Origin of the sequence: Streptomyces cavernicola (genome assembly GCF_029968035.1) — a bacterium.
In the GTDB taxonomy this organism is placed as follows: Bacteria; Actinomycetota; Actinomycetes; order Streptomycetales; family Streptomycetaceae; genus Streptomyces; species Streptomyces cavernicola.
Window position 1 is genome coordinate 46,174 of sequence record NZ_JASCIQ010000025.1, and the last position, 26,746, is coordinate 72,919.

General features: G+C 70.5%; 20 protein-coding genes, 1 tRNA gene and 1 pseudogene. 4 read left to right on the forward strand and 18 right to left on the reverse strand.

From position 1 onward, the window contains the following. Positions 1–147 precede the first annotated feature (147 nt). The 8 genes and pseudogenes from QIS96_RS23005 to sucC all read right to left on the reverse strand — a co-directional run bounded on the left by QIS96_RS23005 (position 148) and on the right by sucC (position 6,901). Positions 148–1,044 carry a universal stress protein gene (locus QIS96_RS23005; RefSeq protein WP_282544595.1) on the reverse strand — a complete coding sequence of 299 codons (897 nt, stop codon included), beginning with the start codon at positions 1,042–1,044 and terminating at the stop codon, positions 148–150. A 108-nt stretch (positions 1,045–1,152) separates the two neighbouring features. Next, a complete protein-coding gene (locus QIS96_RS23010) occupies positions 1,153–1,518 on the reverse strand; it encodes a PH domain-containing protein (RefSeq protein ID WP_161697346.1) in 366 nt (121 codons plus the stop codon). Positions 1,519–1,661: 143 nt separating this feature from the next. Further along, a complete protein-coding gene (locus QIS96_RS23015; RefSeq protein WP_282544596.1) occupies positions 1,662–2,357 on the reverse strand; it encodes a DUF6907 domain-containing protein in 696 nt (231 codons plus the stop codon). A gap of 19 nt (positions 2,358–2,376) precedes the next feature. Then, positions 2,377–2,685, reverse strand: a pseudogene (locus tag QIS96_RS37905) (DUF6907 domain-containing protein); the annotation flags it as partial. A 204-nt stretch (positions 2,686–2,889) separates the two neighbouring features. After that, positions 2,890–2,974, reverse strand: a tRNA-Leu gene (locus QIS96_RS23020). A gap of 261 nt (positions 2,975–3,235) precedes the next feature. Further along, positions 3,236–4,804, reverse strand: coding sequence for an aldehyde dehydrogenase family protein (locus QIS96_RS23025; RefSeq protein WP_282544597.1), 1,569 nt, complete (start codon positions 4,802–4,804; stop codon positions 3,236–3,238). A gap of 59 nt (positions 4,805–4,863) precedes the next feature. Beyond that, complete coding sequence (sucD, locus tag QIS96_RS23030; protein ID WP_282544598.1) at positions 4,864–5,751, reverse strand: succinate--CoA ligase subunit alpha; 888 nt, start codon at positions 5,749–5,751, stop codon at positions 4,864–4,866. A 25-nt stretch (positions 5,752–5,776) separates the two neighbouring features. Further along, on the reverse strand, positions 5,777–6,901 hold the full coding sequence (sucC, locus tag QIS96_RS23035; RefSeq protein ID WP_282544599.1) for an ADP-forming succinate--CoA ligase subunit beta: 1,125 nt from the start codon (positions 6,899–6,901) through the stop codon (positions 5,777–5,779). A 210-nt stretch (positions 6,902–7,111) separates the two neighbouring features. Here sucC and QIS96_RS23040 point away from each other — a divergent pair, with 210 nt between their 5' ends. The 4 genes from QIS96_RS23040 to QIS96_RS23055 all read left to right on the forward strand — a co-directional run bounded on the left by QIS96_RS23040 (position 7,112) and on the right by QIS96_RS23055 (position 13,709). Then, positions 7,112–8,812: a thiamine pyrophosphate-binding protein gene (locus QIS96_RS23040; RefSeq protein ID WP_282544600.1), complete on the forward strand. Its 1,701-nt coding sequence runs from the start codon at positions 7,112–7,114 to the stop codon at positions 8,810–8,812. A gap of 13 nt (positions 8,813–8,825) precedes the next feature. Then, positions 8,826–10,058, forward strand: a complete 1,233-nt coding sequence (gene frc, locus QIS96_RS23045; protein WP_282544601.1) for a formyl-CoA transferase — start codon at positions 8,826–8,828, stop codon at positions 10,056–10,058. A gap of 4 nt (positions 10,059–10,062) precedes the next feature. After that, positions 10,063–12,207 (forward strand): acetate--CoA ligase family protein, encoded by a 2,145-nt coding sequence (locus QIS96_RS23050; protein WP_282544602.1) that lies wholly within the window; start codon positions 10,063–10,065, stop codon positions 12,205–12,207. A 116-nt stretch (positions 12,208–12,323) separates the two neighbouring features. Then, on the forward strand, positions 12,324–13,709 hold the full coding sequence (locus QIS96_RS23055; RefSeq protein ID WP_282544603.1) for an OFA family MFS transporter: 1,386 nt from the start codon (positions 12,324–12,326) through the stop codon (positions 13,707–13,709). Positions 13,710–13,799: 90 nt separating this feature from the next. Here the strand turns inward: QIS96_RS23055 and QIS96_RS23060 are convergent, their stop codons facing one another. The 10 genes from QIS96_RS23060 to QIS96_RS23105 all read right to left on the reverse strand — a co-directional run bounded on the left by QIS96_RS23060 (position 13,800) and on the right by QIS96_RS23105 (position 26,557). Then, positions 13,800–14,861, reverse strand: coding sequence for a sugar phosphate isomerase/epimerase family protein (locus QIS96_RS23060; RefSeq protein ID WP_282544604.1), 1,062 nt, complete (start codon positions 14,859–14,861; stop codon positions 13,800–13,802). 66 nt (positions 14,862–14,927) lie between these two features. Further along, complete coding sequence (locus QIS96_RS23065) at positions 14,928–16,331, reverse strand: nucleotide pyrophosphatase/phosphodiesterase family protein (RefSeq protein WP_282544605.1); 1,404 nt, start codon at positions 16,329–16,331, stop codon at positions 14,928–14,930. After that, positions 16,328–17,623 (reverse strand): metabolite traffic protein EboE, encoded by a 1,296-nt coding sequence (gene eboE / locus QIS96_RS23070; RefSeq protein ID WP_282544606.1) that lies wholly within the window; start codon positions 17,621–17,623, stop codon positions 16,328–16,330. The genes QIS96_RS23065 and eboE overlap by 4 nt, the downstream gene beginning before the upstream one ends. Before the next feature lie 3 nt (positions 17,624–17,626). Then, a complete protein-coding gene (locus QIS96_RS23075) occupies positions 17,627–18,481 on the reverse strand; it encodes a TatD family hydrolase (protein WP_282544607.1) in 855 nt (284 codons plus the stop codon). Beyond that, positions 18,481–19,155: an EboA domain-containing protein gene (locus QIS96_RS23080; protein WP_282544608.1), complete on the reverse strand. Its 675-nt coding sequence runs from the start codon at positions 19,153–19,155 to the stop codon at positions 18,481–18,483. Before QIS96_RS23080 ends, QIS96_RS23075 begins: the two co-directional genes overlap by 1 nt. Then, complete coding sequence (locus tag QIS96_RS23085) at positions 19,152–20,102, reverse strand: sugar phosphate isomerase/epimerase family protein (protein WP_282544609.1); 951 nt, start codon at positions 20,100–20,102, stop codon at positions 19,152–19,154. Before QIS96_RS23085 ends, QIS96_RS23080 begins: the two co-directional genes overlap by 4 nt. After that, the gene (locus QIS96_RS23090; RefSeq protein WP_349017410.1) at positions 20,099–21,256 is read right to left on the reverse strand and encodes an SCO3242 family prenyltransferase; all 1,158 of its coding nucleotides are present in this window, start codon (positions 21,254–21,256) and stop codon (positions 20,099–20,101) included. The genes QIS96_RS23085 and QIS96_RS23090 overlap by 4 nt, the downstream gene beginning before the upstream one ends. A gap of 116 nt (positions 21,257–21,372) precedes the next feature. Beyond that, the gene (locus QIS96_RS23095; RefSeq protein WP_282544610.1) at positions 21,373–22,500 is read right to left on the reverse strand and encodes an inositol-3-phosphate synthase; all 1,128 of its coding nucleotides are present in this window, start codon (positions 22,498–22,500) and stop codon (positions 21,373–21,375) included. A gap of 112 nt (positions 22,501–22,612) precedes the next feature. Further along, a complete protein-coding gene (locus tag QIS96_RS23100) occupies positions 22,613–24,070 on the reverse strand; it encodes a ThuA domain-containing protein (RefSeq protein WP_282544611.1) in 1,458 nt (485 codons plus the stop codon). 30 nt (positions 24,071–24,100) lie between these two features. After that, entirely contained in the window at positions 24,101–26,557 is a 2,457-nt protein-coding gene (locus tag QIS96_RS23105) for a PQQ-dependent sugar dehydrogenase (protein WP_282544659.1), read from the reverse strand. Positions 26,558–26,746 lie beyond the last annotated feature (189 nt).

Sequence of the window (26,746 nt, forward strand, 5' to 3'; positions counted from 1 at the left end):
GCGAGCAACCACGACGGCGGGAAAGCCGAAAGAACAGCGCCGCAGGCTTACGGGAAGGGGCGGGGAGGGGCAACTGAAGGAGCCCGTCCGGCGATTGAGGACGCGAGCCCGCAGGGCCATGCATCGCCTCCCCCAACCCAGGCGGAGCTACGGCACGACCGCCACAGGACAATGCGCATGCAACAGCACGGCGTTCGCCGCCGACCCGACCAGGAACGCGTCGGGCGAGAGGCGCCGACGGTGGCGGCCCACGACGAGGAGCCCCGCCGTCCGGGAGGACGCGACGAGCTGCCCGGCGGCGTCCGCCGGGGCGACCACCCGGGTGACCTCGACGTCCGGCCGCTGCGCGACGAACGGTTCGAGCCGCCGCTGCTGCGCCTCCCGCAGGTCGGCCTCGATCTGCGGCCGATCGTCGTCGCCGGCGGCCGCGACGTACGGCCCGACGAGGGTGAGCGTGGACAGCGGCACGGTGTACGCGGTGACGACCTCGAGGCGGGCACCCTTGCGGGCGGCCTCCGCGAAGGCGAACTCCACGGCCGCGTCCCCGGTCTCCTCGGGTTCGAGGCCGAGCACGACGGGCGGCACGCCGTCCGGCAGCCGCACGGGCTCGGTGCGCGCGGCGTGCGGCACCACCACGACGGGGCAGCCGGCGCGCGCCGCGCAGGCCCGGCTCACCGAGCCGAGCAGCAGGCTGGCGAAGCCGCCGCGTCCGCGCGAGCCGACCACGAGCAGCTGCGCCTCGTCCCCGAGCGCGGTCACGGCGGACGGTACGTTGCCGTCGACGCTGACCATGCGGACGGGCGGCAGGTCGGTGCGGCCGTCGAGGAGCGCGCTCACCTCTTTCAGGACGGGCGACTCGTCCGGCTCGGGCAGCGGGATGACCGGCAGGTCCCCATGGAGCGGCACCTGTGTCACGTAGTCGGTTCTGACGTGCGTGACGACGAGTTCCGCCCCTCGCTCGCGGGCGGCGGTCAACGCCCATTCCAGGGCCTTGACGCTGTGTTCGGATCCATCGACTGCGGTGACGACCGGAAGCGCGTTCATGCCTCCATCGTGCGCACACTTCGACCGGGTCGGCAGGGGCGAAGGTCCTCCGTACGAGGGGCTGACCGGCCCCTTCGCCCGAGGGACCGCCTCACCTGCCGGGGTCGCTCAGCGGGCCACGAACTGGGTGAGTATCGCCTGCACTTCGTAGATGTTCACGCCCTTGGTGAAGGTCTTCTCGATCGGCGCCGACTCTCCCGAGACCCAGATCTTGAGCTCCGCGTCCAGGTCGAAGTGCCCGGCGGTCTCCACGGCGAACCTCGTGATGCTCTTGTAGGGCACGGAGTGGTACTCGACCTTCTTGCCGGTGATCCCCTGCTTGTCTATGAGGACGAGGCGGCGGTCGGTGAAGAGGATGGTGTCGCGGATCAACACGTAGGCCGCGTAGACCTGTTCACCGTGTCCGAAGAGCCGCGCGTACTCCTGCTGCGCCTTGCCCGGGTCGACGGTGTGAGCGTTGCCGAAGAGCGCCATGAGCTGAACCCCCGTTGGTCGGTCGACACGTACTGCATCGCTCTTCGAACTGTAACCACGCCCACTGACACAACCCCGAACGGGGGGACCTCACCGACGGGCCGACCGCCTCCGGACCGGCCCGTCGATGAGGTCGCAGCGGGTCAGGCGGCCGCGCTGACGACGAGCGGGCCGGGTGCACCCGGCGGTCGGCCCGCCTGCGCGAAACGGCCTCGGCCATCGGAGACGAGTTCGTCCTGGCCCTGGACTTCATGCACCTCGGCGAGCAGGTGCGTGATGCACTCCTCCTTGCCGAGCTGGGTGAGGTGCTGCGGGAGCGTCACCCACACGGGTCCTCCCTGCTTCGTGTCGCCGACCGCGTGACCGTGGAAGCCCGGAGCGTCGAACGGATGCTCCACGACCCGGGCACCGCAGTAGTCCATCAGCTCCTGGCATGTGGGCGGCTCATCGGTGGGCGCGTACTCCCGTCCCAGGGCCAGGAACTCGCTGAGCCGGGCACGCAGTTCGTCGGCCTCTTCGAACGTGACCTTCGCGTACCCCCAACCCTGGGAGCCGCCGACGGTCACGTCGATCTGCGGGAGCCGGGTGTACGGCATGTGCACCATGGCGAGCTCCAGCGTCTCGGGATGCAGCCCCACCTTGCTCTTGGACAGCGTGTGCAGCCCGAGCTCCATCACGTGCTCGTGCGACGCGTGGAAGTAGTCACGCAGGAGCCCCGTCAGATTGTGCTCGTCCCAGTCCCGGTACTGGCACCAGGGCGGGCACGGGGGGACGATTTCGAGGGGGTGGTTCGGCGACGGGTAGTGCTCGACGGTCTCGGCAGCGACCACGGATGACATGGTCGAAACGGTGCCGGACACCACGCAGTTGCAGCGCGAATCGCTCCACTTCTTCGATCAGGGTGCCGAGCTCGGCGCTGTCGATCTCCGCACTCGCGTCGACGGTCGAGAGCCACAGGCGGGGCGGTACCCCGCTCGTCTCCTCGTCGTGCCCGAGCCCGACGCGGACCGTCATCAGCGGTTCCCGGGCGGCGCCGCCATCCGGCCCGAACAGCCGGACAGGTGCGCTCAGATGACTCCCGGTGGCTTCCGCCGCCGATTCGCCGGCACACCAGTCGGGGCAGCGCGGCTCGGCGGACTGCAGCGTGAGAACTGTTGTGTGGGACATGATGCCTCCTTGTTGGAGATGTGTTCTTCCAACAAGGAGTCTTCGCCTCGGCGCGGGCCCACGGATCTAAACTCGCATTGCCGATGTACGGCGTGCTTCACGCCTTCAGCCTCGCGGGCCCGCGGTGAGCGTCGCCTCACGCACGGCCGACTCGGCACAACGAAAGATCCCCACGGTTCCGAGGAACCGTGGGGATCTGATCTGTGTCCGAGGGGGGACTTGAACCCCCACGCCCGATAAAGGGCACTAGCACCTCAAGCTAGCGCGTCTGCCATTCCGCCACCCGGACTAGGTGTCTGCCGCCTGCCGGGGCCTTGCCCCGCGGCGACATGGACAACAATACCAAGGATTCAGAGTGCCTTTCACCTGCGTATCCCTCGGCCTGCGAGCCTGCCCCGGCCGGAGCGGGCAGCGGATCTCCGCAGGTGGGCGCAGGTACACCGTTCGTGTTCACGTGATCACCCGCTGCCGATCTTCGGCCGTCGCGAGCCGGCCCGCATGGGGCGGGACCGGCTCGCGAGTGGCGCGCGTCACATGACGGCCGGGGTCGTCACGGCATCAGGTGGTACTCCGGGAAGTTCCCGGGCAGCCGTTCCCCGTCGTCGCCCTGGGTGACCGCGCGGATGAGGAGTTCACCGCCGACGAACGCGCCCCGCCAGGACGCCCCGAAGCCGCCGAAGAGCTCCTCGCGGTCGCCGCGTGAGCGGGGCTTGTCGTGGCCGACCTTGAAGGCGCGGATCTGCGGGGCGAGGCGCTCGTACGTGGCCCGGTCGTCCGTGGAGAGCGTGGCGACGAGCGCGCCGTTGGACGCGTTCATCGCCGCCAGGAGCTCCGCCTCGGTGTCGACCAGGACGATCGTGTCGACCGGACCGAAGGGTTCCGCGTGGTGCAGCGGCGACGAGGGCGGCGGGCCGAGCAGCGTGACCGGCGGGACGTACGCGGAGATGTCCTGTCCGGGCAGGAAGTGGCCGTCGGCCAGGGTGCCGCGGTGCACCGGCACCGCTCCGCGGTCGACGGCCTCGGTGACCTGGTCGGTGAGCTCCTTGGCCTTGGCCGCGTTGATGAGCGGGCCGAAGTCGAGGCTGGGCGGCGGGTCCGCCGGGTCGGCGACGGCGAGCGGATGGCCGATGCGGATGGAGCGCACCGCCGGGAGGTACGCGTCGAGGAACTGGTCGAAGAGGGAGCGCTGGACGACGAAGCGTGGGTAGGCGGTGCAGCGCTGCTTTCCGTAGTCGAAGAGCTTCGGGACGACCGCGGAGAGCGCGTCCCAGTTCGTGTAGTTCCAGATGCCCCAGGTGTTGAGGCCCTCCTGTTCGAGGATGTGGCGTTTGCCGAGGTCGGCGACGGCGGTGGCGACGGCCGCGCCGGTGTCGCGGCCGCCGACGAAGGAGACGCAGCCGATCTCGGGCGCGCGCACCAGCGCTTGCGAGAGCTCGCCTCCGCTGCCGCTGACCAGGGTGATCGGGACGCCTTCGCGGGCGGCGAGCGCGCAGGCCAGGGTGAGACAGGCGAGGCCGCCGTCGGTCGGGGTTTTGGCGATCACGGCGTTGCCCGCGAGGGCCTGTACGAGCATCGCGTGGACCAGGACGGACATCGGGTAGTTCCAGCTGGCGATGTTGGAGACCGGGCCGTCGAGCGGGGCGCGGCCGTCCAGCATGGGCTCGATGCCGTCGACGTACCAGCGCACGCCGTCGATCGCCCGGTCCACGTCGGCCTGCGCGAGGCGCCAGGGCTTGCCGATCTCCCAGACGAGGAGGAGGGCGAGCAGCTCGCGGTGCTCGGTGAGGGCGTCGAGGGCGGCGGCGATGCGGGCGCGGCGTTCGGCGAGCGGCACGTGCCGCCAGGCGCGGTGCTGGTCGAGCGCCGCGCGTACCGCCTGTCGGGCGGTGGGGCCGTCGAGGCGCGGCGGGCCGGCGATCGGGGTGCCGTCGACGGGGCTGGTGGCGGGCAGAGTGCGACCGCCGGGCTGCCAGTTCGCGGCCCAGAGGTTGAGCACCCGGTCGTCGAGGAACGCCTCGGGGGCGACGTTCCGGCAGCGCTGCCAGGCGTCGTTCCAGGCCGTTCCGGGCTTGAGGGTGAGGGTCGCGGCGGTCGTCGGTTCGGGGCTTGCAGGGGCCATCGGCGTTCTCCGCTCTCGGTGCACAGTCCGGCGCGGGAGGTGCATGGCGGTACGGGGCCTCAGGTGGTTCCGAGTCGTTCGAGGACGAGGCGGGCCGTCTCGGTGGGGGTCGCGCCCACGCGTACGCCTGCCGCTTCAAGGGCTTCCTGCTTGGCGCGGGCCGTTCCGGAGGAACCGGAGACGATCGCTCCGGCATGGCCCATGGTTTTGCCCTCGGGCGCGGTGAACCCGGCGACGTAGCCCACGACCGGCTTGCTGATGTGCTCGCTGATGTACTCCGCGGCGCGCTCCTCCGCGGCGCCGCCGATCTCGCCGATGAGGACGATGAGTTCGGTCTCCGGGTCGTCCTCGAAGGCCTGCAGGCAGTCGATGTGCGTGGTGCCGATGACGGGGTCGCCGCCGATGCCGACGCAGGTGGAGAAGCCGATGTCGCGCAGCTCGTACATGAGTTGGTACGTGAGCGTGCCCGACTTGGAGACCAGGCCGATGCGGCCGGGCTTGGCGATGTCGGCGGGGATGATGCCGGCGTTGGCCTGGCCGGGGGTGATGAGGCCGGGGCAGTTGGGGCCTACGACGCGGGTGCCGCGCTGTTTCGCGTACGACTGGAAGGCGACCGCGTCGTGGACGGGGATGCCCTCGGTGATGACGACGGCGAGGTCGATGCCGGCGTCGGCGGCCTCGGTGACGGCGGCCTTGCAGAAGGCGGGCGGTACGAAGACGACGGTGACGTCGGCGCCGGTGGCTTCGATGCCTTCGCGCACGGTGCCGAATACATCGATGCCACCGGCGCGGTCGTCGAAGTCGACGGTGCGGCCGGCCTTGCGGGGGTTGACGCCGCCCACGACGTTCGTGCCGGCGGCGAGCATACGGCGGGTGTGCTTCATGCCCTCGGCCCCGGTCATGCCCTGGACGAGGACCTTGCTCTCCTTGGTGAGGTAGATCGCCATGGTGTGAACTCCTCTGTTCCGGGCGCTAGTTGGCCAGCTGCGCGGCGCGCCGGGCGGCGCCGTCCATGGTGGTGACCTGTTCGACGAGCGGGTAGTGGTGGTCGTCGAGGATGGCGCGGCCCTGGGCGGCGTTGTTGCCGTCGAGGCGTACGACGAGGGGTTTGGTGAGGCGGACCTCGCCGAGGGCCTGCACGATTCCGTCGGCCACGGCGTCGCAGGCGGTGATGCCGCCGAAGACGTTCACGAAGACCGACCGGACGTCGGGGTCGGAGAGGATGACGGCCAGGCCGTCGGCCATGACCTGGGCGGATGCGCCGCCGCCGATGTCGAGGAAGTTGGCGGGGCGGGCGCCGCAGCCGGCGACCACGTCGAGGGTGGACATGACGAGGCCCGCGCCGTTGCCGATGACGCCGACCTGGCCGTCCAGCTTCACGTAGTTGAGGCCCTTGGCGGCGGCCCGCGCTTCGAGCGGGTCGTCGTGGGCCGTCTCCGCGCCGCCCCAACGGGCCTGCCGGAAGCGGGCGTTGTCGTCGAGGGTGACCTTGCCGTCGAGGGCGAGGAGCTGTCCGTCGCGGGTGCGGACGAGGGGGTTGACCTCGACGAGCACGGCGTCCTCCTCGGTGAGGACGGTCCACAGCTTGACGAGGACGTCGGCCGCCTCGGGCGGGAGCTGCGCGGCGCGGGCGATCTCGGCGGCCTTGTCGGCGGTGACGCCGTGCGCGGGGTCGATCGGGATGCGGGCGACGGCCTCGGGGCGGGTCGCGGCGACCTCCTCGATCTCCATGCCGCCCTCGGCGGAGGCGATCGCGAGGAAGCGGCCGGCGGCGCGGTCGAGGACGTAGCCGACGTAGAACTCGGTCTCGATCGCTACTGGTTGGGCGAGCATCACCTGGCGCACGGCGTGCCCCTTGATGTCCATGCCGAGGATCTGGCGTGCCGTCAGCTCGGCTGCGGCCGCGTCGGCAGCGAGCTTGACGCCGCCCGCCTTGCCTCGCCCTCCCGTCTTCACCTGGGCTTTGACGACAACGCTGCCGCCGAGGCGCTCCGCCGCACCGCGGGCTTCCTTGGCCGTGGCGACGACCTCGACCTTCGGCACCGACACGCCGTATTCCTCGAAGAGTTCCCTTGCCTGGTACTCGAACAGGTCCATTTCGGCTCCTGACTCAAAAGTGCCGCACGCCCCCTGGACACCACTGACCGGATGCGGGATAACAAGGTTCATACAGTATTCGTCGACTGTATGCAATCTACCGCGACAGCGGTGGACGCAGCGTCGGCACGTGCGCGACCGCAGCTCACGGGCCGTTCATGAGCTGCGTGTGAGGACGTCAACTCCCCTACGAAGGGACGGGACTTCGCCATGCCCGACGAAAACAGCCAGAACCTCATTTCCGGTGGGCACCTGGTCGCCAAGGCACTCAAAGCGGAGGGCGTGGAGGTCATCTACACCCTGTGCGGCGGCCACATCATCGACATCTACGACGGCTGCGTCGACGAAGGCATCGAAGTCGTCGACGTACGCCATGAACAGGTGGCCGCCCACGCCGCCGACGGCTACGCACGCATCACCGGAAAGCCCGGCTGCGCCGTCGTCACCGCGGGTCCCGGCACCACCGACGCCGTGACCGGTGTCGCCAACGCCTTCCGCGCCGAGTCACCGATGCTCCTCATCGGCGGTCAAGGGGCCCACACCCAGCACAAGATGGGCTCCCTGCAGGACCTGCCGCACGTCGACATGATGACGCCCATCACCAAGTTCGCCTCGACCGTGCCGGACACGGCGCGCGCCGCCGACATGGTGTCCATGGCGTTCCGCGAGTGCTACCACGGCGCCCCCGGCCCCTCCTTCCTGGAGATCCCGCGCGACGTCCTCGACGCCAAGGTCCCGGTCGAGAAGGCACGCGTGCCCGAGGCCGGCCGCTACCGCGCCTCGACCCGGTCCGCCGGCGACCCCGAGGCGATCGAGAAGCTCGCCGACCTCCTCGTGCACGCCGAGAAGCCCGCGGTGCTGCTCGGCTCCCAGGTCTGGTCGACGCGCGGCACCGAGGCCGCCACCGAACTCGTCCGCACCCTCAACATCCCCGCCTACATGAACGGCGCCGGGCGCGGCACCCTCCCTCCCGGCGACCCGCACCACTTCCAGCTCTCCCGCAGGTACGCCTTCTCCAACGCCGACGTCATCGTGATCGTCGGCACCCCCTTCGACTTCCGGATGGGCTACGGCAAGCGGCTCTCGCCGGACGCGGCCGTCGTCCAGATCGACCTGGACTACCGCACGGTCGGCAAGAACCGGGACGTCGACCTCGGCATCGTCGGCGACGCGGGCCTGATCCTGAAGGCCGTCACCGAGGCCGCCTCCGGGCACGCTTTTAATGGACTCAGTAACGGCGGCGCGTCGAAGCGCAAGGAGTGGCTGGACGAGCTGCGCGCAGCCGAGCAGACCGCGATCGAGAAGCGGCTGCCGAGCCTGCGCTCGGACGCCTCCCCCATCCACCCCTACCGCCTGGTGAGCGAGATCAACGACTTCCTCACCGAGGACTCGATCTACATCGGCGACGGCGGCGACATCGTCACCTTCTCCGGCCAGGTCGTACAGCCCAAGTCGCCAGGCCACTGGATGGACCCGGGTCCGCTCGGCACGCTCGGCGTCGGGATTCCGTTCGTGCTCGCCGCGAAGCAGGCCCGCCCCGACAAGGAGGTCGTCGCGCTCTTCGGCGACGGCGCGTTCTCCCTGACCGGCTGGGACTTCGAGACGCTCGTCCGCTACAACCTCCCCTTCGTCGGCATCGTCGGCAACAACTCCTCCATGAACCAGATCCGTTACGGCCAGAAGGCCAAGTACGGCGACGAACGCGAGCGCGTCGGCAACACCCTCGGCGACGTCCACTACGACAAGTTCGCCCAGATGCTCGGCGGTTACGGCGAGGAGGTCCGCGACCCGGCCGACATCGGCCCCGCACTGCAGCGGGCCCGTGAGTCGGGCAAACCCTCGCTCATCAACGTCTGGGTCGACCCGGACGCGTACGCCCCCGGAACCATGAACCAGACCATGTACAAGTGAGGAGCTGCTCGTCATGACGACCAAGGCCCTTGAGGGCGTGCGCGTCCTCGACATGACCCACGTGCAGTCCGGCCCTTCCGCCACCCAGCTCCTCGCCTGGCTGGGCGCGGACGTGGTGAAGCTGGAGGCGCCGAGCGGCGACATCACGCGCAAGCAGCTGCGCGATCTGCCCGACGTCGACTCCCTCTACTTCACGATGCTCAACTGCAACAAGCGGAGCATCACCCTCAACACCAAGACCGAGCGCGGCAAGGAGATCCTCACCGAGCTGATCCGGCGCTCGGACGTCATGGTCGAGAACTTCGGCCCCGGGGCCGTGGACCGCATGGGGTTCACCTGGGAACGCATCCAGGAGATCAATCCGCGAATCGTCTATGCCTCCATCAAGGGGTTCGGTGAAGGGCCGTACACCAACTTCAAGGCCTACGAGGTCGTGGCGCAGGCCATGGGCGGATCGATGTCGACCACGGGCTTCGAGGACGGGCCACCGCTGGCTACGGGGGCCCAGATCGGCGACTCGGGAACCGGCATTCATGCCGTCGCCGGAATTCTCGCGGCGCTCCTGCAGCGGGAGAGCACCGGGCGTGGGCAGCGGGTCAACGTGGCCATGCAGCATGCCGTGCTCAACCTCTGTCGGGTGAAGTTGCGCGATCAGCAGCGCCTGGCCCATGGCCCGCTCGCTGAATATCCCAACGAGGACTTCGGCGACGAAGTTCCCCGATCCGGAAACGCGTCCGGCGGCGGTCAGCCGGGCTGGGCGGTCAAGTGCGCGCCGGGCGGCCCGAACGACTACGTCTACGTCATCGTGCAGCCCGTCGGCTGGCAGCCGATCGCCAACCTGATCGGCCGGCCCGAACTGGCGGAGGACCCCGAGTGGGCCACGCCCGAGGCCCGGTTGCCGAAGCTGAGCAAGATGTTCCAGCTGATCGAGGAGTGGTCCTCGACCCAGCCCAAGTGGGAGGTGCTGGAGCAGCTGAACGCCCACAACATCCCGTGCGGCCCGATCCTGTCGACGAAGGAGATCGTCGAGGACGCCTCCCTGGCCGCCAACGAGATGGTCGTGAAGGTCCAGCACCCGGAGCGCGGCGAGTTCACCACCGTCGGCTCCCCGCTGAAGCTCTCCGACTCCCCCGTGGACGTGGTGAGTTCGCCGCTGCTCGGCCAGCACAACGCAGAGGTGTACGTCGGCGAGCTCGGCCTCGGGGACGAGGAGCTGCGCCTGCTCAAGTCGAACGGAGTGATCTGACGTGATGGCAGAGGACCGCACACTGACGGTGCGGGCGCTGCTCGACGCCGTGCGCGCCGACGGCCGCACCGCACTGACCGCGCCCGAGGGCAAGGTGATCGCGGACGCGTACGGAATCGCCGTGCCGGGCGAGGAGTTGGCACGGGACGTGGAGCAGGCGGTCGCGGCGGCGGCGCGCTTCGACGGGCCCGTCGTGATGAAGATCGTCTCGCCGGACATCCTGCACAAGACGGACGCGGGCGGCGTGATCGTCGGGGTGGAGGGCGCGGCCGATGTGCGGGCCGCGTTCTGCAAGATCATCCAGAGCGCCCAGGCCTACGCTCCGGACGCCCGCATCGACGGCATCCAGGTGCAGCAACTCCTGCCGCAGGGACAGGAGGTGATCGTCGGAGCGGTCACCGACCCGACGTTCGGGAAGGTCGTGGCGTTCGGGCTCGGCGGCGTCCTCGTCGAGGTCCTGAAGGACGTGACGTTCCGCCTCGCGCCCGTGGACGCCGACGAGGCGGTCTCCATGCTGGACTCGATCCGCGCGGCGGAGATCCTGCGCGGCGTGCGCGGGGCGGCCGGCGTGGACCGCTGGGCGCTCGCCGAGCAGATCCGCCGGGTCTCCCAACTCGTCACCGACTTCCCGGAGATCGCCGAGGTCGACCTCAACCCGGTGATCGCCACCCCGGAGGGCGCGCTCGCCGCCGACATCCGCGTGATCCTCTCCACGGAGGCCCCGAAGCAGCGGCGTACATACAGCCGGAGCGAAATCCTGCGCTCCATGCGGCGGTTGATGCAGCCGCGCTCGGTGGCCGTCATCGGCGCCTCCAACGAGCAGGGCAAGATCGGCAACTCGGTGATGCGGAACCTCGTCGACGGGGGTTTCTCCGGCGACATCCACCCGGTGAACCCGAAGGCCGATGACATTCAGGGCCGCAAGGCGTACAAGAGTGTCACCGATGTTCCGGGTGACGTGGATGTGGCGGTTTTCGCGATCCCCGCGAAGTTCGTCACCTCCGCGCTCGAAGAGGTGGGGCGCAAGGGCATCCCGAACGCGGTGCTGATCCCGTCCGGCTTCGCGGAGACCGGTGAGCACCAGCTGCAGGAGGAGATCGTCCAGATCGCCGAGCGCCACGGAGTGCGTCTCCTCGGCCCGAACATCTACGGCTACTACTCCACGTGGCAGGACCTGTGCGCCACGTTCTGCACGCCGTACGACGTGAAGGGCGGGGTCGCCCTGACCTCCCAGTCGGGCGGCATCGGCATGGCCATTCTGGGCTTCGCTCGGGCCACGAAGACCGGTGTCTCCGCGATCGTCGGGCTCGGCAACAAGTCGGACCTCGACGAGGACGACCTCCTCACCTGGTTCGGCGAGGACCCCAACACCCAGTGCATCGCCATGCACTTGGAGGACCTGAAGGACGGGCGGGCGTTCGTCCAGGCCGCCAAGGAGACCGTCCCGAAGAAGCCCGTCGTCGTCCTCAAGGCGGGCCGCACCGCGGCCGGTGCGAAGGCCGCGGGCTCGCACACGGGGGCCCTCGCGGGCGACGACGCCGTGTACGACGACATCCTCCGGCAGGCCGGGGTGATCAGGGCGCCGGGCCTCAACGACATGCTGGAGTACGCGCGTGCGCTGCCCGTGCTGCCCACCCCCAAGGGGGACAACGTCGTCATCATCACGGGCGCCGGCGGTTCGGGCGTGCTCCTGTCGGACGCGGTGACCGACAACGGCCTCTCCCTGATGGAGATCCCGGACGACCTGGACGCCTCGTTCCGCCAGTTCATCCCGCCCTTCGGGGCCGCGGGCAACCCGGTGGACATCACCGGCGGCGAGCCCCCTTCCACGTACGAGGCGACGATCCGGCTCGGTCTCGAGGACCCGCGGATCCACTCCCTCGTGCTCGGCTACTGGCACACGATCGTCACTCCGCCGATGGTGTTCGCCGAGCTCACCGCGCGCGTGGTGGCCGATTTCCGCAAGCGCGGCATAGAGAAGCCGGTCGTGGCCTCCCTCGCGGGCGACGTCGAGGTCGAGGAGGCGTGCGCGTACCTCTTCGAGCACGGGGTCGTCGCCTACCCGTACACGACCGAGAAGCCCGTCGCCGTGCTCGGCGCGAAGTACCGCTGGGCGCGGGCGGCAGGACTGCTCGGAGGTGGTCGATGAGCTGAGGGGCTCTCGAACCACGGGGCCCGCGGCGGCCGCTCGCCGCGGGCCCCGGTGCGAAGAGAACGGACAGGGGGCGCTGGCCAGACTTCTTCCACGCGAGGGGTTCGATCGACATGACGACAACCGACCTGCCAACCACCGTCCCCTATCGGGAGGTGACGGACGCCAACGGCCGCACGTACCGCGTTGGCGAGACCGACATCGACATCATGGGGCGCAAGCGCAAGTGGATGGTCATCCTGCCGTGGGTGGGCATGATGGGCATCAGCTCCGCTGAGTACGCGTTCGCGTCCGCGGAGGACACCCTGCACACCGCACACCACTGGGCCAGCGGCCACATCTTCTGGATGATGACCGTCTGGGTGTTCTTCCAGGCCGCCGTGGCCTTCCCCGCCGGACGGCTGCGTGAGAGCGGCAAGCTGCCGGCCCGCTGGGCGATGATGCTCGGCTCCGTCGGCACCCTGCTCGGCTATCTGTCCCTGGCGTACGCCCCGCACGTGGTGTTCGCCTACCTCGGCTTCAGCATGTTCAGCGGCATGGGCGCAGGCATGGTGTACGCCACCTGCGTCAACATGGTCGGCAAGTGGTACCCGGAGCGCAGGGGCGGCAAGACCGGCTTCGTGAACGGCGGTTTCGCCTACGGTTCCGTGCCCTTCGTGTTCATCTTCACCGGGGTCATGGACCTGTCCAACTTCCGTACGGTGCTTCTACTGGTGGGGCTTTTCCTGGCCGCCGTGGTGGCCGGAGCCGGCTTCTTCTTCAAGGACCCGCCGAAGAACTGGTGGCCCGCCGAGATCGACCCGCTGAACCCGCCGGACGACCCGCGGGCCCGCCGCTCGCTGGAGAAGAACCCGCCGGCCGTGAAGCAGTACTCCCCCTTGGAGGCCTGGAAGACCGGCCGGGTGGCGCTGATGTGGTTCTGTCTGGCGTGCACCTCGGGCGTGAACATCTTCGGCATCGCCTTCCAGGTCGACATCGGCAAGGAGGCGGGCTTCGCCAGTGGAATCGTGGCCACCGCGATGTCGCTCAAGGCGATCGTCAACGGCACCGGACGCGGCGTCATCGGCTGGCTCTCGGACCGCTACGGCCGCAAGCAGTGCCTTCTGTACGTGTGCGTCATCCTGGGGCTCGCGCAGTTCGGCATCATCTGGTCGGCCACCACGCAGAACCTGCCGCTGTTCCTGACCTTCTCCGCGATCTCCGGGTTCGGCGGCGGCGCCATCTTCCCGATGTTCGCGGCGCTCACCGCCGACTACTTCGGTGAGAACAACAACGCCACCAACTACGGCATGGTGTACAGCTCGAAGCTCGTCTCCGGTCTGGGCGCGGGCATGGGCGCCGTGGTCGTGAGCGCCTGGGGCCACTCCGGCGCGTTCATCCTCGCGGGCTCGATCTCGTTCTTCGCCGGGTTCGTGGCACTGTTCCTGACCCCGCCGGGACGGCCCAAGTCCAAGAAGATCACGCCCAATCCGCAGCCCATCAGCAGGGACGCGCACTAGGCCCCGCTGTTCGTTCCGTACCTCCCCTACGAAGAGCCCCCGGCGCGCTGCCGGGGGCTCTTCGGGTGCGTACTGGGGTGTTCCGGGGTGTCAGTCGCTCTCCCGCAGGGAGTGCAGGTGCTCGCTCGACTTGCGGGCGAACTCGAGGGAGTCGACCGGATTGTCGTGCTCCGCCTGCCAGTGGTGGTAACGCCGGCCGATCGGGGTGCGGTTGGTCACCTCGGACAGGAACCGCCGGTAGTCGATGTCGCCGTCGCCCACGTCCACCATCCGGTAGCCGTCCCTGGCCGCCTCGTCGTGCTCGCCGTCCTTGACGTGGAACAACGGATACCGATGCGGCTGCTTCAGCACGTAGTCCAGCGGCTCGAACGGCGCGGGCGTGCCGTCGACGCGCTTGGAGAAACGGAACTGCGCGGCGTACGCCCAGTAGATGTCCATCTCCAGATACACCAGGTCCGGGTCGGTCTCGGCGAGCAGCACGTCGTAGAGCCGCACGTCGGGCCGGTCCGTCGCGAACGAGAACTCCTCGGCGTGGTTGTGCTGGTAGAACTTCATGCCGCGCTTCTTCGCCGCCGCGCCGTACGCGTTGAACTCCTCGGCGCAGCGCTTCCAGCCGTCGACGGTCGTGCCGTAACGCCAGGGGCCCGAGGCGGTGCCGATGTGCTGGAGGCCGAGGGCCTGCGCCTCGTCGAGGACCTTCTCCAGGTTCTGCGCGAAGGTGTACGCGTTCGGGTCGTCGGAGTAGTAACCGACGTGGCTGCCGATGGGGTTGAGGCCGTGGTCGGCAGCGAGGCTCTTGAGCTGGGCGAGGGTGATGGGGCCTGCGGTGCCCTGGGTGTAGCCGGCGAACTCGATCTCGTCGTAGCCGTACGCGCTCAACTTCTCGAAGACGGGGGCGAATCCGAGGGTGGAGACCTTGTCGCGGAGGCTGTAGAGCTGGATGCCGAGGCGGCCGGGCGGCAGGACGGGGCTGCCCGTGGCGCCGGCGGCCGTGGCCGGCGCGCCGCTCGACGAGGTGGCGGACGCGGTGCCGGCGGTCGCGCCGGCGAGGGCCGCGGCGGTGGCTCCCGCGGCGACGCCGAGCATGCCGCGGCGGCTGAGTCTGCGGGCGAGTTCGGGGTCGGACGCGGACGTGCGGGAGTAGCGGGGCATGCGGGAACTCCTCGTGGTCACGGGGCGTTGTCAGTGGTGTCTGGTTGAGTTGTTCTCAGCCGCCGATCAGCAGTGCAGACCGGCGAGTTGGAGCAGCAGCGACTTCACATCGGTGGCCCGGAGCGGGCCGGTGACAGCGCGGGGGGTGGAGCACAGGATGAGCGGACCGTCGTTCGGATCGTCGGGAAGGCGCCCATGGCTGCCGCGAATAGGTGAGGCGTCCAGCGGCACCACCGCCATGCGGTAGCGCATCCCGAGTTTCTTTCGGGCCAGCGCCTTCGCGGCCTTGACCTTCACATACGGGTCGAGGGGATCCATGAACAGCTCGACCGGGTCGTAGCCCGGCTTGCGGTGGATCTCCACAAGCTGCGCGAAGTCAGGTGCCCGTGCGTCGTCGAGCCAGTAGTAGTACGTGAACCAGGCGTCCGGCTCCGCGACGGCGACGAGTTCGCCGGCGCGCGGATGGTCGAGTCCGTACTCCTTCTTGCCCTCGTCGCCCAGGAGTTGATCGATTCCCGCCAGGCCTTGGAGTGCTTCACGAGCGGCGTCGAGATCTTCTGGGCGGCGGACGTACACATGGGCGATCTGGTGGTCGGCGACGGCGAAGGCACGGGACGCCATCGGGTCGAGGTACTCCATGCCGTCCTGGGTGTGGACCTCGAGGAGCCCTGCGCGGCGCAGGGCGCGGTTGATGTCGACGGTGCGGCTGACCTTGGTGATGCCGTACTCGGAGAGCGCGACGACGGTGCGGCCCTCGCGGGCGGCGTCGTCGAGGAGAGGGGCCAGGGTCTGGTCCAGGTCGGTGGCGGCCTTGTGGGAGCGCGGATCGTCGGGACCGTAGCGCTGCAGGTCGTAGTCGAGATGAGGGAGGTAGCAGAGCGCCAGGTCGGGGTTGCGGGTGTCGATGATGTGGCGGGTCGCGTCGACGATCCACTGCGAGGAGACGATGTCGGCGCCGGGGCCCCAGAAGTGGAAGAGGGGGAACGTGCCGAGTTTCTCGGTGAGTTCATCGTGCAGGGCCGGGGGCCGGGTGTAGCAGTCGGGTTCCTTGCGGCCGTCGGCGTAGTAGACGGGACGGGGGGTGACGGTGATGTCGGTGTCTGCGCCCATGGCGTACCACCAGCAGATGTTGGCGACGGTGTAGCCGGGGTGGGCGCGCCGTGCGGCGTCCCACAGTTTGTCGCCGGAGACGAGTCCGTTGTGCTGGCGCCACAGGAGTACGTCGCCGAGCTCGCGGAAGTACCAGCCGTTGCCGACGATGCCGTGCTCGGCGGGTGGGGCGCCGGTGAGGAACGTGGACTGGGCGGCGCAGGTCACCGCAGGCAGGACGGTGCCGAGTTCGGCTTTCGAGCCGTCCTCGGCGAGGGACTTGAGGCGCGGCATGTGGGCGAGGAGACGGGGGGTGAGGCCGACGACGTCCAGGACGAGCAGAGGGGTGGGCGCGGCTGTCGGGTCCGGCGCTTGCGTCATGGCAGTTCCTTGAGGCCGAGGTCGACGAGGAGATCGCGGGCGAGGGTGAGTTCGGCGGCGATGCCGTCGGCGAGCTGGCTGCGGGCGCGCGGCCGCAGCGCGGCGGGCAGGGCCTGCCAGGTGTAGGTCTCGACCTCCAGGTGGCGGGTGCGCGGATGGGCGCCGCCGACCAGGCGGGCGAGGGTTTCGCGGAGCACGGACAGGGTGGAGGTGAGCGGGGGCGCGGGCGCGGCGTGCAGGGGTACGTGGAAGTGGGCGCGCCAGGGGCCGGTTTCGGGCAGCGCGTCGCCGGAGAGGGCGGGGCCGAGGTCGTCGGTGCCGTGCAGCGTTCCGGCGGTGCGGGTGCGGGTCTGGTGCAGAAACCGGGGCTCGTCGAAGGCGGACAACGCCTCGCGGACTTCGGGTAGTTGGGGGTGTTCGGCGTGCAGGGCGGCGGACAGCTGGGCCTTGGGGACGGCTATGCCGGCCGTGTCCAGGGCGTCGAGAGCGGTGTGCGGATCTTCGAAGGAGGTGGCGAGATGACAGGTGTCGATGCAGATGCCGATGCGGTCGGGGGTGTGCGGGGGATCAAGTGGCTTCGGCGCGGCCTGAGTTGGGTGCGCCGCCTGGCGGGGGTGCGCCGCGGCGCCCGGTGCGCCCGCCGGGGCGGGCGTGGTGGTGGCGCGGCGGTGGAGCTCCTCGCGTACGGCGGTGAGCGGGGCGATGGCGTCTGCGGTGGTCTCGACGATGCAGCCGGGCTCGGGTTCGAGGCCGATGCGGATGGAGCGGCCGGTGAGCTCCTCCAGGGCGTCGAGCCGCTCGGCGAGGCTGACGAGGGCGTCGCGTGCGGTGGCGGCGTCCCGTTCGGTGAACGGGGTGCGCCAGGCAAGGGGAAGCGTGGAGATGCTGCCTTCCCTGACGTCGTCGGGCAGCAGCGCCGTGAGCAGCCTGGCCAGGTCGGTGGTGTGGGTCAGCCGTTCGGCGTCGGTCCAGTCCGGCTTGTAGACCCGGTACTTGACCTCGTCGGCGCCGAACCCCTCGTAGGGGAAGCCGTTGAGGGTGACCACTTCGAGGCCGCGCCGGTCGAGGTCGGCGCGGAGTTCGCGCAGGGCGGCCGGGTCGGAGGTCAAGGCGCGGGCGGCGTCGCGAGCCAGCCACAGACCGATGCCGAGCCGGTCCCGGCCGAGCCTGCGGCGGACCGGCTCGCAGTACTCGCGCAGCTGCGCGCGGACTCCGTCGAGGGTCTCGGCCGGGTGGACGTTGGTGCAGTACGCGAGGTGGACGACGGAGCCGTCGGGGTGCCGGAAGCGCATGGGTCACTCCCCTCCGCGCCGGATGGAGTTCCCTTCGTGTGTGGCACCTGTCTCCTTGCCCGGCGGGTCGAGGACGAGGCGGCCGCTGAGTCCGTAGAAGGTGACGGGGTTCTGCCACAGGACCTGGTCGACGTCGGCCTCGGAGAAGCCCGCCGCGAGCATGGCCTCGGCGACCTTGCGGGTCTTCAGGGGGTCGCTTCTGCCCCAGTCGGCGGCCGAGTTGACCAGCACCTTCTCGGGTCCGTAGGTCTGCAGCAGCGCCACCATGCGGACCTCGTCCATCTTGGTGTCGGGATAGACGGAGAAACCGAGCCAGCAGCCGGCGTCCTTGGCCTCCTTGACGGTCGTCTCGTTGAGGTGGTCGAGCAGGACCCACTGCGGGTCGAGCGCGGACTCGGCGACGACGTCCAGGGTGCGGCGCAGGCCGGCGAGCTTGTCGCGGTGCGGGGTGTGCACCAGCGCGGGCAGTTCGTGGTCGGCGGCGAGCTGCAGCTGGGCGGCCAGGGCCCGGTCCTCGGCCGGGGTCATGGAGTCGTAGCCGATCTCGCCGACGGCGACGACGCCGTCCTTGACGAGATAGCGCGAGAGTTGGTCGAGGACCGGCGTGCAGCGAGGGTCGTTGGCCTCTTTCGGGTTGAGGGCGATCGTGCAGTGGTGGGCGATGCCGTACTGCGCCGCGCGGAAGGGCTCCCAGCCGAGCAGGCCGTCGAAGTAGTCGTAGAAGGAGGCCGGGGACGTACGCGGCTGACCGAGCCAGAAGGCGGGCTCCACGACGGCCCGCACCCCTGCGGCGTACATGGCTTCGTAGTCGTCGGTGGTCCGGGAGGTCATGTGGATGTGCGGGTCGAAGATGCGCATCAGGACTCCTTGCAGGGTGCGTGGCCCTCGCCCGGGGCCTGGGTGAGGCCGAGGACACGGTGGAGATCGTCGGGGACGGGGCGGCCGGCGGCGGTGCGTTCGGCGGCGTAGTCGCCGAGCATGCGGGCGAGTTCGGCGTCGCCTCGGGCCCGTGTCCGCAGGGCGGCGACGGCGGCGACCGGGACGCCGATGAACAGGCACTTGAGGATCGCGTGCCGCCAGCCGTGGGCGTCGAGATGCTCGGCGGCGTACGGGCCGACGGCGGCGGCGACCAGGCGGGGGTCGTTGGTGCGCAGGGCGTCCTCGGTCAGGGGCAGGGCCTGCGGGCCGTGGACGAGAGGGGGCAAGGAGAGGAGGACGGCGCGACGTTCGTCGGCGGTGCCCTGCCGGTAGAGGCGGGTCACGGTGGCCAGGTCGGCCTGGGCGGCTTGCAGGAGCAGCACGCGCGCGGTGTCGGCGTGGGCGGCGCCGCAGCGACGCCCGGCCTCGGCGAAGCGCAACTCCCAGAGGGCCGGGGCTGGTTGCTGCTCCACGGAAGCCTCGTCGAGAGAGGCGGTGCCGGAGGTGGCGGCGGAGGACTTGGCGTGCTCGGCGGCCTGGTTCAGGGTCTTGTCGAGCCAGGCGCGGGCGGAGTCGTCCAGGGCGGCGCGGAGCTCGGCTGCGCTGTCGGTCACTTGGGTCCCCCTTGTCCTGGGACGGAGGTGAGAAGCGAGGGAGCGGGCGAGGGAGCAGGCGAGGCAGGGGGCGAGGAATCGGCCGAGGGTGCGGGGATGGAGTTCGCGGCGGTCGTGGCCCGGCGCAGGAAGTGGAGGGATTCTTCGGCGAGTTGAGGGCCGGCGTGGGAGTGGCGGGGCAGCTCCACGACGGTCAGGCCCTGGTAGCCGGTGGCGGCGAGGGCGTGGAGGACGGGCGGGAAGTCGATCTCGCCGGTACCGAAGGGAAGGTGCTCATGGACGCCGCGGCGCATGTCCTCGATCTGTACGTGCCGTAGCCACGGGGCTGCGGCGGCGACGCAGGCCGCCGGAGGCTCGGGCTCCAGGCACTGGCAGTGGCCGATGTCCAGGGTGAGGCCGAGGGCGGGCGGGTCGCCGAGGTCGTGGCGCAGGCGGTGGAAGTCGGCCAGGCGGGCGAGGAGATGGCCCGGCTCGGGTTCGACCGCGAGCGGTACGCCGGCCTCGGTGGCAGCGTCGACGACCGGCTCCATGGCCTCGGCGAGACGCTTCCAGCCGGACTCGGCGTCCGTGCCGGGCGGGAGGGTGCCGCTGAAGCAGTGCACGGCGTGGGCGCCCAGGTCGGCGGCGACCTGGACGGCCCGCAGGAGCAGCCGTACGCGCGCGGAGCGGCCGTCCGGGTCGGGGTCGAGCAGGGAGGGGCCGTGTTTCCGGCGGGCGTCCAGTACGTAGCGTGCGCCGGTCTCGACGGTGACCGAGAGGCCGAGTCGGTCGAGGCGGCGGCCGATGCGGCGGGTGCGTTCGACCAGGTCGGGGGCGAGGGGGTCGAGGTGCATGTGGTCGAGGGTCAGGCCGAGACCGTCGTAGCCGAGGTCGGCGAGGAGGGCGAGGGCGTCGTCGAGACGGAGGTCGGTGAGGCCGTTGGTGCCGTAGCCGAAGCGGAGGGTCATGTGGCGCTCACCTTCTTGCCGAGGCGGCGGGCTATCGGTGCGAGGGCGGCCGTGGCGAGGGCGGTTCCCAGGGAGCCGGCGCGCGCGGCGAGAGCGGACTGGAGGGGGATCATGGCGCGGATGCCGCCTCCGACGGCACGTTGGGTGAGCTGCGGAGAGGGGTTGAGGGTGGCGTGCAGCAGCGGGCGGGCGGCGGTGGCCACATACAGGGCGCCGAGCAGGTGGTGCGGGGAGACCCGGAGGGAGGCAGGTCCTGGCAGCCCCAATACGCCGGGGCCGGGCAGGCCGAGGGAGGCCGGCCCCGGCATACGGAACCCTCCGGCGCCGGGCAGGCGGTGGGAGGCGGGGCCAGAAGCAACTACCCGACCCAGAAGGGAGGTTGCCGCGAGGGCGGCGAGTGGGGTGAAGGAGGAGCCGCCCTGGGCCTCGCGGCGGGAGACGGTCGTGACCGCGAGGGTGTGGGCGGCGAGGACGCCGGAGGAGGGCAGGGCACGACGGACAGCTCCGGCGACACCACCGAAGCCGCCACCGCCACCGCCACCTGAACGCGCTCCCGCGCCGGCACCCGCACCCGGCGAAGCCACCCCCGCGGCCACACCGGAAGCCGCCACACCAGAACCAGCACCAGCACCAGCACCAGCACCAGCCCCGGCCCCCGAAGCCACAGCTCCCAGAAGCAGGTCCAGGCCGCGGGCGGTGGCCATGGCTGCCGGGCCTGCCGGGGTGTGTTTGAGCTTCAGGTCGTACGCCCAGACCGTGCCGGCGAGGAGGCCGGACACGGCGAGGGCAGGTCGGCCGGCGCGGGCGGCGAGGCCGAGGCCGGCGGCGGTCAGGGCCCCCGCGGCGGCGAGGGCGGCGCCGGGTGGGATGCGGCCGGAGGGCAGGGGGCGGTGCGGGCGTTCGAGGGCGTCCTCGTCCTGGTCGGCCCAGTCGTTGAGGGCCATACCGGCCTCGTAGAGACAGAGGGAGGAGCCGATGGCGGCGAGAGTGCGGGTGTTGGGGCGGACGCCGATGGCGGCGGCGCCGGCGAGGGCGTCGCCGGGGACGGTGAACAGGGCTGAGATGCGCAGGAGTTCGGCCCAGTCACGGGCACGCCCGAGGGACGACCGGCACGGCCGGCACCCGGAAGCCGACTCCCCGGCCCCCCGGGACACCTCGGACCCCTGAGAACTCTCGGACCCCTCGGACCCACAGGCCCCCTCAGAGCTCTCGGATCCACAGGCCCCCTCAGAGCCCTCGGGCCCGCAGGCCCCCTGAAGCCCCCGGCGCCTCACTGGGCCGCCCCGAGGCGCGAGGCGAAAGCCAGAAGCTCGGCGTACTGCTCGCCGAGGGCGGAGGTGTGGCCGTCGGGGTCCTTGAAGTAGAAGCCCAACTCCGGGCGTGGGCCGGTGAGTCCGAGGTCGGCGGCGCGGGCTAGGAGGCGGGCGAGGTCGAGGACGAGGGGTGCGGCGAGGGCCGAGTCGCAGCCCTGCCAGATGGTCTGGAGGACCATGCGGGAGCCGAGGAAGCCGTCGAAGGCGATGTGGTCCCAGGCGGTCTTCCAGTCGCCGAGGGCCGGTACGTCGTCGATGTGCACCTCGCCCTGGGGGGCGGTGCCGAGGACGTCGGCGAGGACGCGTTCCTTGCCCGCGTTCTTGGCCGCGGCGGCGGCCGGGTCGGCGAGGGCGGCGCCGTCGCCGCCGCCCAGGAGGTTCGTGCCGGACCAGGCGCGGACGTCGAGGGCGCGCTGCAGGAACATCGGCGCGAGCACGGCGCGGAGCAGGGTCTGGCCGGTCTTGCCGTCGCGCCCGGCCCAGGGCAATCCGGACGAGGCGGCGGCATCGGCGAGAGCAGGGTGGTGAAGACCCGTGGAAGGGGTGAAGTTGACGTACGGGCAGCCGGCGCGGAGTGCGGCCGCGGCGTACAGGGAGCTGGCGGGCAGGCGGGCGTCCCCGGGCGCGGGGTGCGGCTCGGTGGAGGCGACGTTGACGACCACGGTCCGGGCGAGGCCGCGGCGGCGGGTGAAGGTGCGGATGTCGTCGGCGAAGGCGGCGATCAGCTCGTCGTCGGACCGCGCGTCACCGTTCGCCGGCCCGCCGGGCCTGATCTCGGCGTCGGCGGCGGCGAGTTCGGCGTGCACAGCGGAGGGCAGTCCGTGCGGCAGGACTCCCCCGGCGGCGAGGTGTTCGGCGCGTTTGGGCAGCGGGCACTCCACGGTGTCGTGGCCGCCGAAGACGAGTGTGCCGAGGGGTGGGAGGCCGGCCTCGGCGAAGGGAGGTGTCTCGGTCACCATGCCGGTCGCCGGGTGGAGTCCGGCGGCCACCGCCGCACTGCCCGCGACCGCCGTGGTGGCGACCGAGCCGCGGGCGCCGATCAGCCAGACGCCGCAGGAGGGGACAGGAGTGGACGAAGGGGTCACGGCACAGCCTCCTTGGATGGGTGGAGACGACGGGCGGAGGTCCGGCGTCCCCCGCCCGCCGCCGTTCGACGGCCCGCGCCCGGGAGGGCGCGGGCGTGCACAACCGGAGCCGTCAGCCGCCGGACGCGGCGGACGAACCGGACGCCTCGGACGCGCCGGAACCGACCGGCTCTTCCGACGTGCCCGACTCCCCGGACGCGTCCGACTGCCCGGCGCCACCGGCCAGTTCCTTCACCCGGATGTCGCGGAACGACACGTCGTCCCCGTCTCCGTGGTTCTGGATGCCGATGTGCCCCTGGGTCAGGCTCCGTGCCGGATCGGTGTTCGTGTAGTCGTTGATCTTCACGCCGTTGAGCCAGATCTGCAGGTGCTCGCCCTCGACGCGGAGTTCGTACGTGTTCCACTCTCCCGGCGGGTTGAGGGCCTTGTCACGGGCCTCGATGTCGGCGGACTGGAATCCGTACACGGAACCCGTGGTCTTCTCGGGCACGTCGGTGGCGTCGATCTGGATCTCGTAGCCGTTGTTCACGGCCGACCAGGGGTCGTCGGAGGGCGGGAAGCCGATGAAGATCCCGGAGTTGTCGTCGCCGGCCGTCTTCCAGTCGAGCTTCAGGGAGTACGAGCCGAACTCCTCGGCCTCGTACCAGAGCATGCCCATGCCGCCGACGGTGGTGAGCGTGCCGTCCTTCAGTTCGAAGGAGCCGGGGCCTGCCTGTTTCCAGCCGTCCACGGAGGTGCCGTCGAAGAGCTTGGTGTAGCCCTGCTCGGGCCGGCAGTCGGCGTTCACCGCACCCGTGGCGTAGCGGATGCCGCCCAACAGGTGCTGTCGGAAGGCGGGTTCGGCGTACGACTCCTTGGTGTGGCCGCCGCCGGTGTAGAAGGAGCGCCCGGCTCGCCCTTCGGAGGGCGACTGGCACCAGGCGATGGGGTGGTCGCCGTTCATGGTGCCGCCGGTGTACGACGCCTCGTCGAGGGAGGCGAGGACGCGGGCGCGGTCGCGGGGGTTGGAGCGGTAGTTGTACCACTCGTCGGTGCGGTCCCAGGTGGGGCCGAGGTGGGCGGTCGCCGCGTGGGCGTGGTCCTCGACGTCGATCTGGGCGGGCTGTATGTGCGGGTGGGACTGGAAGTAGGCGCCCGCGAGTTCGCCGTAGAAGGGCCAGTCGTACTCGGTGTCGGCGGCGGCGTGGACGCCGACGTAGCCGCCGCCGTCCTTGACGTACTTCTCGAATGCGGACTGCTGTTCCGCGTCGAGGACGTCGCCCGTGGTGGAGAGCCAGACGACGGCGTCGTACTTGGCGAGGTTGCCGGGGGTGAAGGCGTCGGCGTCCTCGGTGGCGTCGACGGTGAAGCCGTTCGCGGCGCCGAGTTCCTTGACGGTGGCGATGCCCTCGGGGATGGAGTCGTGCCGGAAGCCGGCGGTCTTGGAGAAGACGAGGACGCTCTCGGTGTCCTTGCCGGGCTTGGCGGGCTTGCCCTTCTCGCCGGGTGCGGACGCTGCCGGTCCGGACACGCAGCCGATGAGCAGGGCGGCTGTCGCGGTCGCGGTGAGCAGTCGGGCTCGTGTGCGCATTGCGGTCACTCCCTTTCGCTGCTCGGTGGGTCAGCCGGTGGTGAAGGTGAAGTCGTCGATGTCGTAGAGCGCGCCGGTGCCCTCGCCCTTGAAGACCAGGTAGAGCGTGGTCGATTCGGCGGTGGCTCCGCTCAGGTCGGCGCTGACGTCGGCGTAGGTCTCCCAGCCGCCGGTCGGGTCGACCTTGGCGGTGCCGAGGAGTTTGCCGTCGGCGGCTCCGGCGCGGACTTCGAGGGTGCCGCCGGCTCCTGCGGAGGCGACGCGGGCGGTGATCTTGGTGGCGTTGCCGAGGACGTAGGGCTTGAAGGAGATCCAGTCGCCGTTGTCGACGTCGCCGACGGCCTTGCCGCCGTGGGCGGTGCCGTGGCTGACGACGTTCACGCCCTGGGAGTCGTCGAAGTGCTCGGCCTGCCGGTGCTTGGGCTGGACGACGTTCTGGGCGTGGGTGGTCAGCGCGGGCTGGCCGTTCGCGCCCTGGTCGGTGTATTCGGCGTCGAAGACCCCGAAGATGTTGGCGTTGGGGTCGTGCTCGCCGTCGGCGGAGGTCTGGATGGTGCCCTCGCAGCCGTTGGCGGAGGTCACGGGGTGGCCGTGGCTGTCGTGGCCGAGGATGTGCGTGACCTTGACCTTGGAGCAGTCGATCGTGCCGTCCTCCGAGTCGGTGACGGTGACCTTGAAGGGCACGGCGTCGCCGAAGGTGAACAGCTGCCCGTCGGCGGGCAGTTCGAGCTTGACGGTCGGGGCGGTGTTGCCGACGGTGATGTGGGCGCTGGCCGAGCCGGTGCGACCGGTCTTGTCCTTCGCGGTCACGGTCGCGGCGTAGACGCCGTTCTCCTCGAAGGTGTGGGCGGGGTTCTGCTCGGTGGACGTGCCGCCGTCGCCGAAGTCCCAGCTGTACGTGAGCTTGTCGCCGTCGGCGTCGGTGCCGGCGGCCTTGAACTGCACCTTCAGCGGGGTCTGGCCGCTGGTCACGTCGGCGTCGGCCTCGACGACGGGCGAGTGGCCGTCGGTGGCGTTCTCGATGCGGTAGAGCGCCGAGTGCTCGTCGCCGTTGAAGAAGCCGGTGCCGTAGTCGAGGACGTAGAGGGCGCCGTCGGGGCCGAAGTCCATGTCCATGACCTGGGTGCCGGTCCAGGGGAAGTCGTTGATGGACTGCACGGCGCCCGCGTCGTCCGCCGCGATCCGCTTGATCCAGCGGCGGCCGAACTCACCGGCGAAGAAGTTCCCGTCGTACGACTCGGGGAACTTGACCTGCGAGTCGGAGGCGGCGTCGTAGCGGTAGACGGGCCCGCCCATCGGGGACTCGGAGCCGGCGCCGAACTCCGGCACGGAACCGCCGTCGTACGGAATCCACGCTTCCTGGGCGGCGGGCAGGTCGGTGAGGCCGGTGTTGTGCGGCGACTCGTTCTTCGGGGCGGCGCAGTCGAAGGCCGAACCCGAGGTGCCGGTCGCGAAGTCGTAGTCGACGTAGGCGTCGTTCTTGCCGGTGCAGTAGGGCCAGCCGAAGTTGCCGGGCTTGGTCACGCGGGCGAACTCGACCTGGCCTGCCGGGCCGCGCTTGGGGTCGGCGGTGCCGGAGTCGGGGCCGTAGTCGCCGACGTAGACGGTGCCGGTGGGCTTGTCGACGCTCATGCGGAACGGGTTGCGGAAGCCCATCGCGTAGATCTCGGGGCGGGTCTTCTCGGTGCCCTTCGCGAAGAGGTTGCCGTCCGGGACGGTGTACGAGCCGTCGTCCGCGACCTTGATGCGGAGGATCTTGCCGCGCAGGTCGTCGGTGTTGCCGGAGGTGCGCTGCGCGTCGTAGGCGGGGTTGCGGTCGGCGCGCTCGTCGATGGGCGTGAAGCCGTCGGAGGCGAAGGGGTTGGAGTCGTCGCCGGTCGACAGGTAGAGGTTGCCGTCCTTGTCGAAGTCGATGTCGCCGCCGACGTGGCAGCAGATGCCGCGGCTGGCGGGGACGTCGAGAACCTTCTTCTCGCTGGCCGCGTCGAGGGTGCCGTCTTCGTTGAGGACGAAGCGGGAGAGCCGGTTCACGCCGTCGAACTTGGCGAAGTCCTCGGCGGTGCCCTCGTTGGGCGCGTCGCCGGACGGGGTGTCCAGGGGCGGGGCGTAGTAGAGGTAAATCGCTCTGTTCTGGGCGAAGTTCGGGTCGATGCCGACGCCCTGGAGGCCCTCTTCGTCGTGCGTGTAGACGGGAATCTTGCCGGCGACCTTCGTGGTGCCGTTGGCGTCGGTCAGGCGCAGGGTGCCGTCGCGGGAGGTGTGCAGGACCGAGCGGTCGGGGAGCACGTCGAGGGTCATCGGCTCGCCCATCTCGGGCTCGCCCTTGGCGAGGGTGACCTGCTGGAAGTCCTCGGCGGCGGGCTTGCCGCCCTTCTTCTGGGAGTCCTTCTCCTGAGAGCCCTTCTCCGCCACGGTTGCGGTGCCCGAGCTGGGCGCGTCCGGTACGGCGGTGGCGGGGGCGGCGAGGGTCAGCGAAGCGGTCGCCATGACGGCGCCGGTGAGCAGGGCGAGCGTCTTGCGCAGTCTGAGCCTGTCTCTGTGCACGAATGTCCTCCGGAATGCAGCCGGTGGTACCTGGCGTGTGCGATACGTGCGGTGCGCCGGGGTGCGCCGTCACCCCGGAGGGGCTCGTTTCCCTACGTCTCAGGGAAGGTAGCCATCTTCGTCCCCGATAGA

Bases quoted from the DNA above. Each gene is read 5' to 3' on its own strand.
- QIS96_RS23005 (WP_282544595.1), bottom strand. From the start codon at position 1,044: ATGAACGCGCTTCCGGTCGTCACCGCAGTCGATGGATCCGAACACAGC.
- QIS96_RS23010 (WP_161697346.1), bottom strand. From the start codon at position 1,518: ATGGCGCTCTTCGGCAACGCTCACACCGTCGACCCGGGCAAGGCGCAG.
- QIS96_RS23015 (WP_282544596.1), bottom strand. From the start codon at position 2,357: ATGTCATCCGTGGTCGCTGCCGAGACCGTCGAGCACTACCCGTCGCCG.
- QIS96_RS23025 (WP_282544597.1), bottom strand. From the start codon at position 4,804: ATGGCCCCTGCAAGCCCCGAACCGACGACCGCCGCGACCCTCACCCTC.
- sucD (WP_282544598.1), bottom strand. From the start codon at position 5,751: ATGGCGATCTACCTCACCAAGGAGAGCAAGGTCCTCGTCCAGGGCATG.
- sucC (WP_282544599.1), bottom strand. From the start codon at position 6,901: ATGGACCTGTTCGAGTACCAGGCAAGGGAACTCTTCGAGGAATACGGC.
- QIS96_RS23040 (WP_282544600.1), top strand. From the start codon at position 7,112: ATGCCCGACGAAAACAGCCAGAACCTCATTTCCGGTGGGCACCTGGTC.
- frc (WP_282544601.1), top strand. From the start codon at position 8,826: ATGACGACCAAGGCCCTTGAGGGCGTGCGCGTCCTCGACATGACCCAC.
- QIS96_RS23050 (WP_282544602.1), top strand. From the start codon at position 10,063: ATGGCAGAGGACCGCACACTGACGGTGCGGGCGCTGCTCGACGCCGTG.
- QIS96_RS23055 (WP_282544603.1), top strand. From the start codon at position 12,324: ATGACGACAACCGACCTGCCAACCACCGTCCCCTATCGGGAGGTGACG.
- QIS96_RS23060 (WP_282544604.1), bottom strand. From the start codon at position 14,861: ATGCCCCGCTACTCCCGCACGTCCGCGTCCGACCCCGAACTCGCCCGC.
- QIS96_RS23065 (WP_282544605.1), bottom strand. From the start codon at position 16,331: ATGACGCAAGCGCCGGACCCGACAGCCGCGCCCACCCCTCTGCTCGTC.
- eboE (WP_282544606.1), bottom strand. From the start codon at position 17,623: ATGCGCTTCCGGCACCCCGACGGCTCCGTCGTCCACCTCGCGTACTGC.
- QIS96_RS23075 (WP_282544607.1), bottom strand. From the start codon at position 18,481: ATGCGCATCTTCGACCCGCACATCCACATGACCTCCCGGACCACCGAC.
- QIS96_RS23085 (WP_282544609.1), bottom strand. From the start codon at position 20,102: ATGACCCTCCGCTTCGGCTACGGCACCAACGGCCTCACCGACCTCCGT.
- QIS96_RS23100 (WP_282544611.1), bottom strand. From the start codon at position 24,070: ATGCGCACACGAGCCCGACTGCTCACCGCGACCGCGACAGCCGCCCTG.
- QIS96_RS23105 (WP_282544659.1), bottom strand. From the start codon at position 26,557: ATGGCGACCGCTTCGCTGACCCTCGCCGCCCCCGCCACCGCCGTACCG.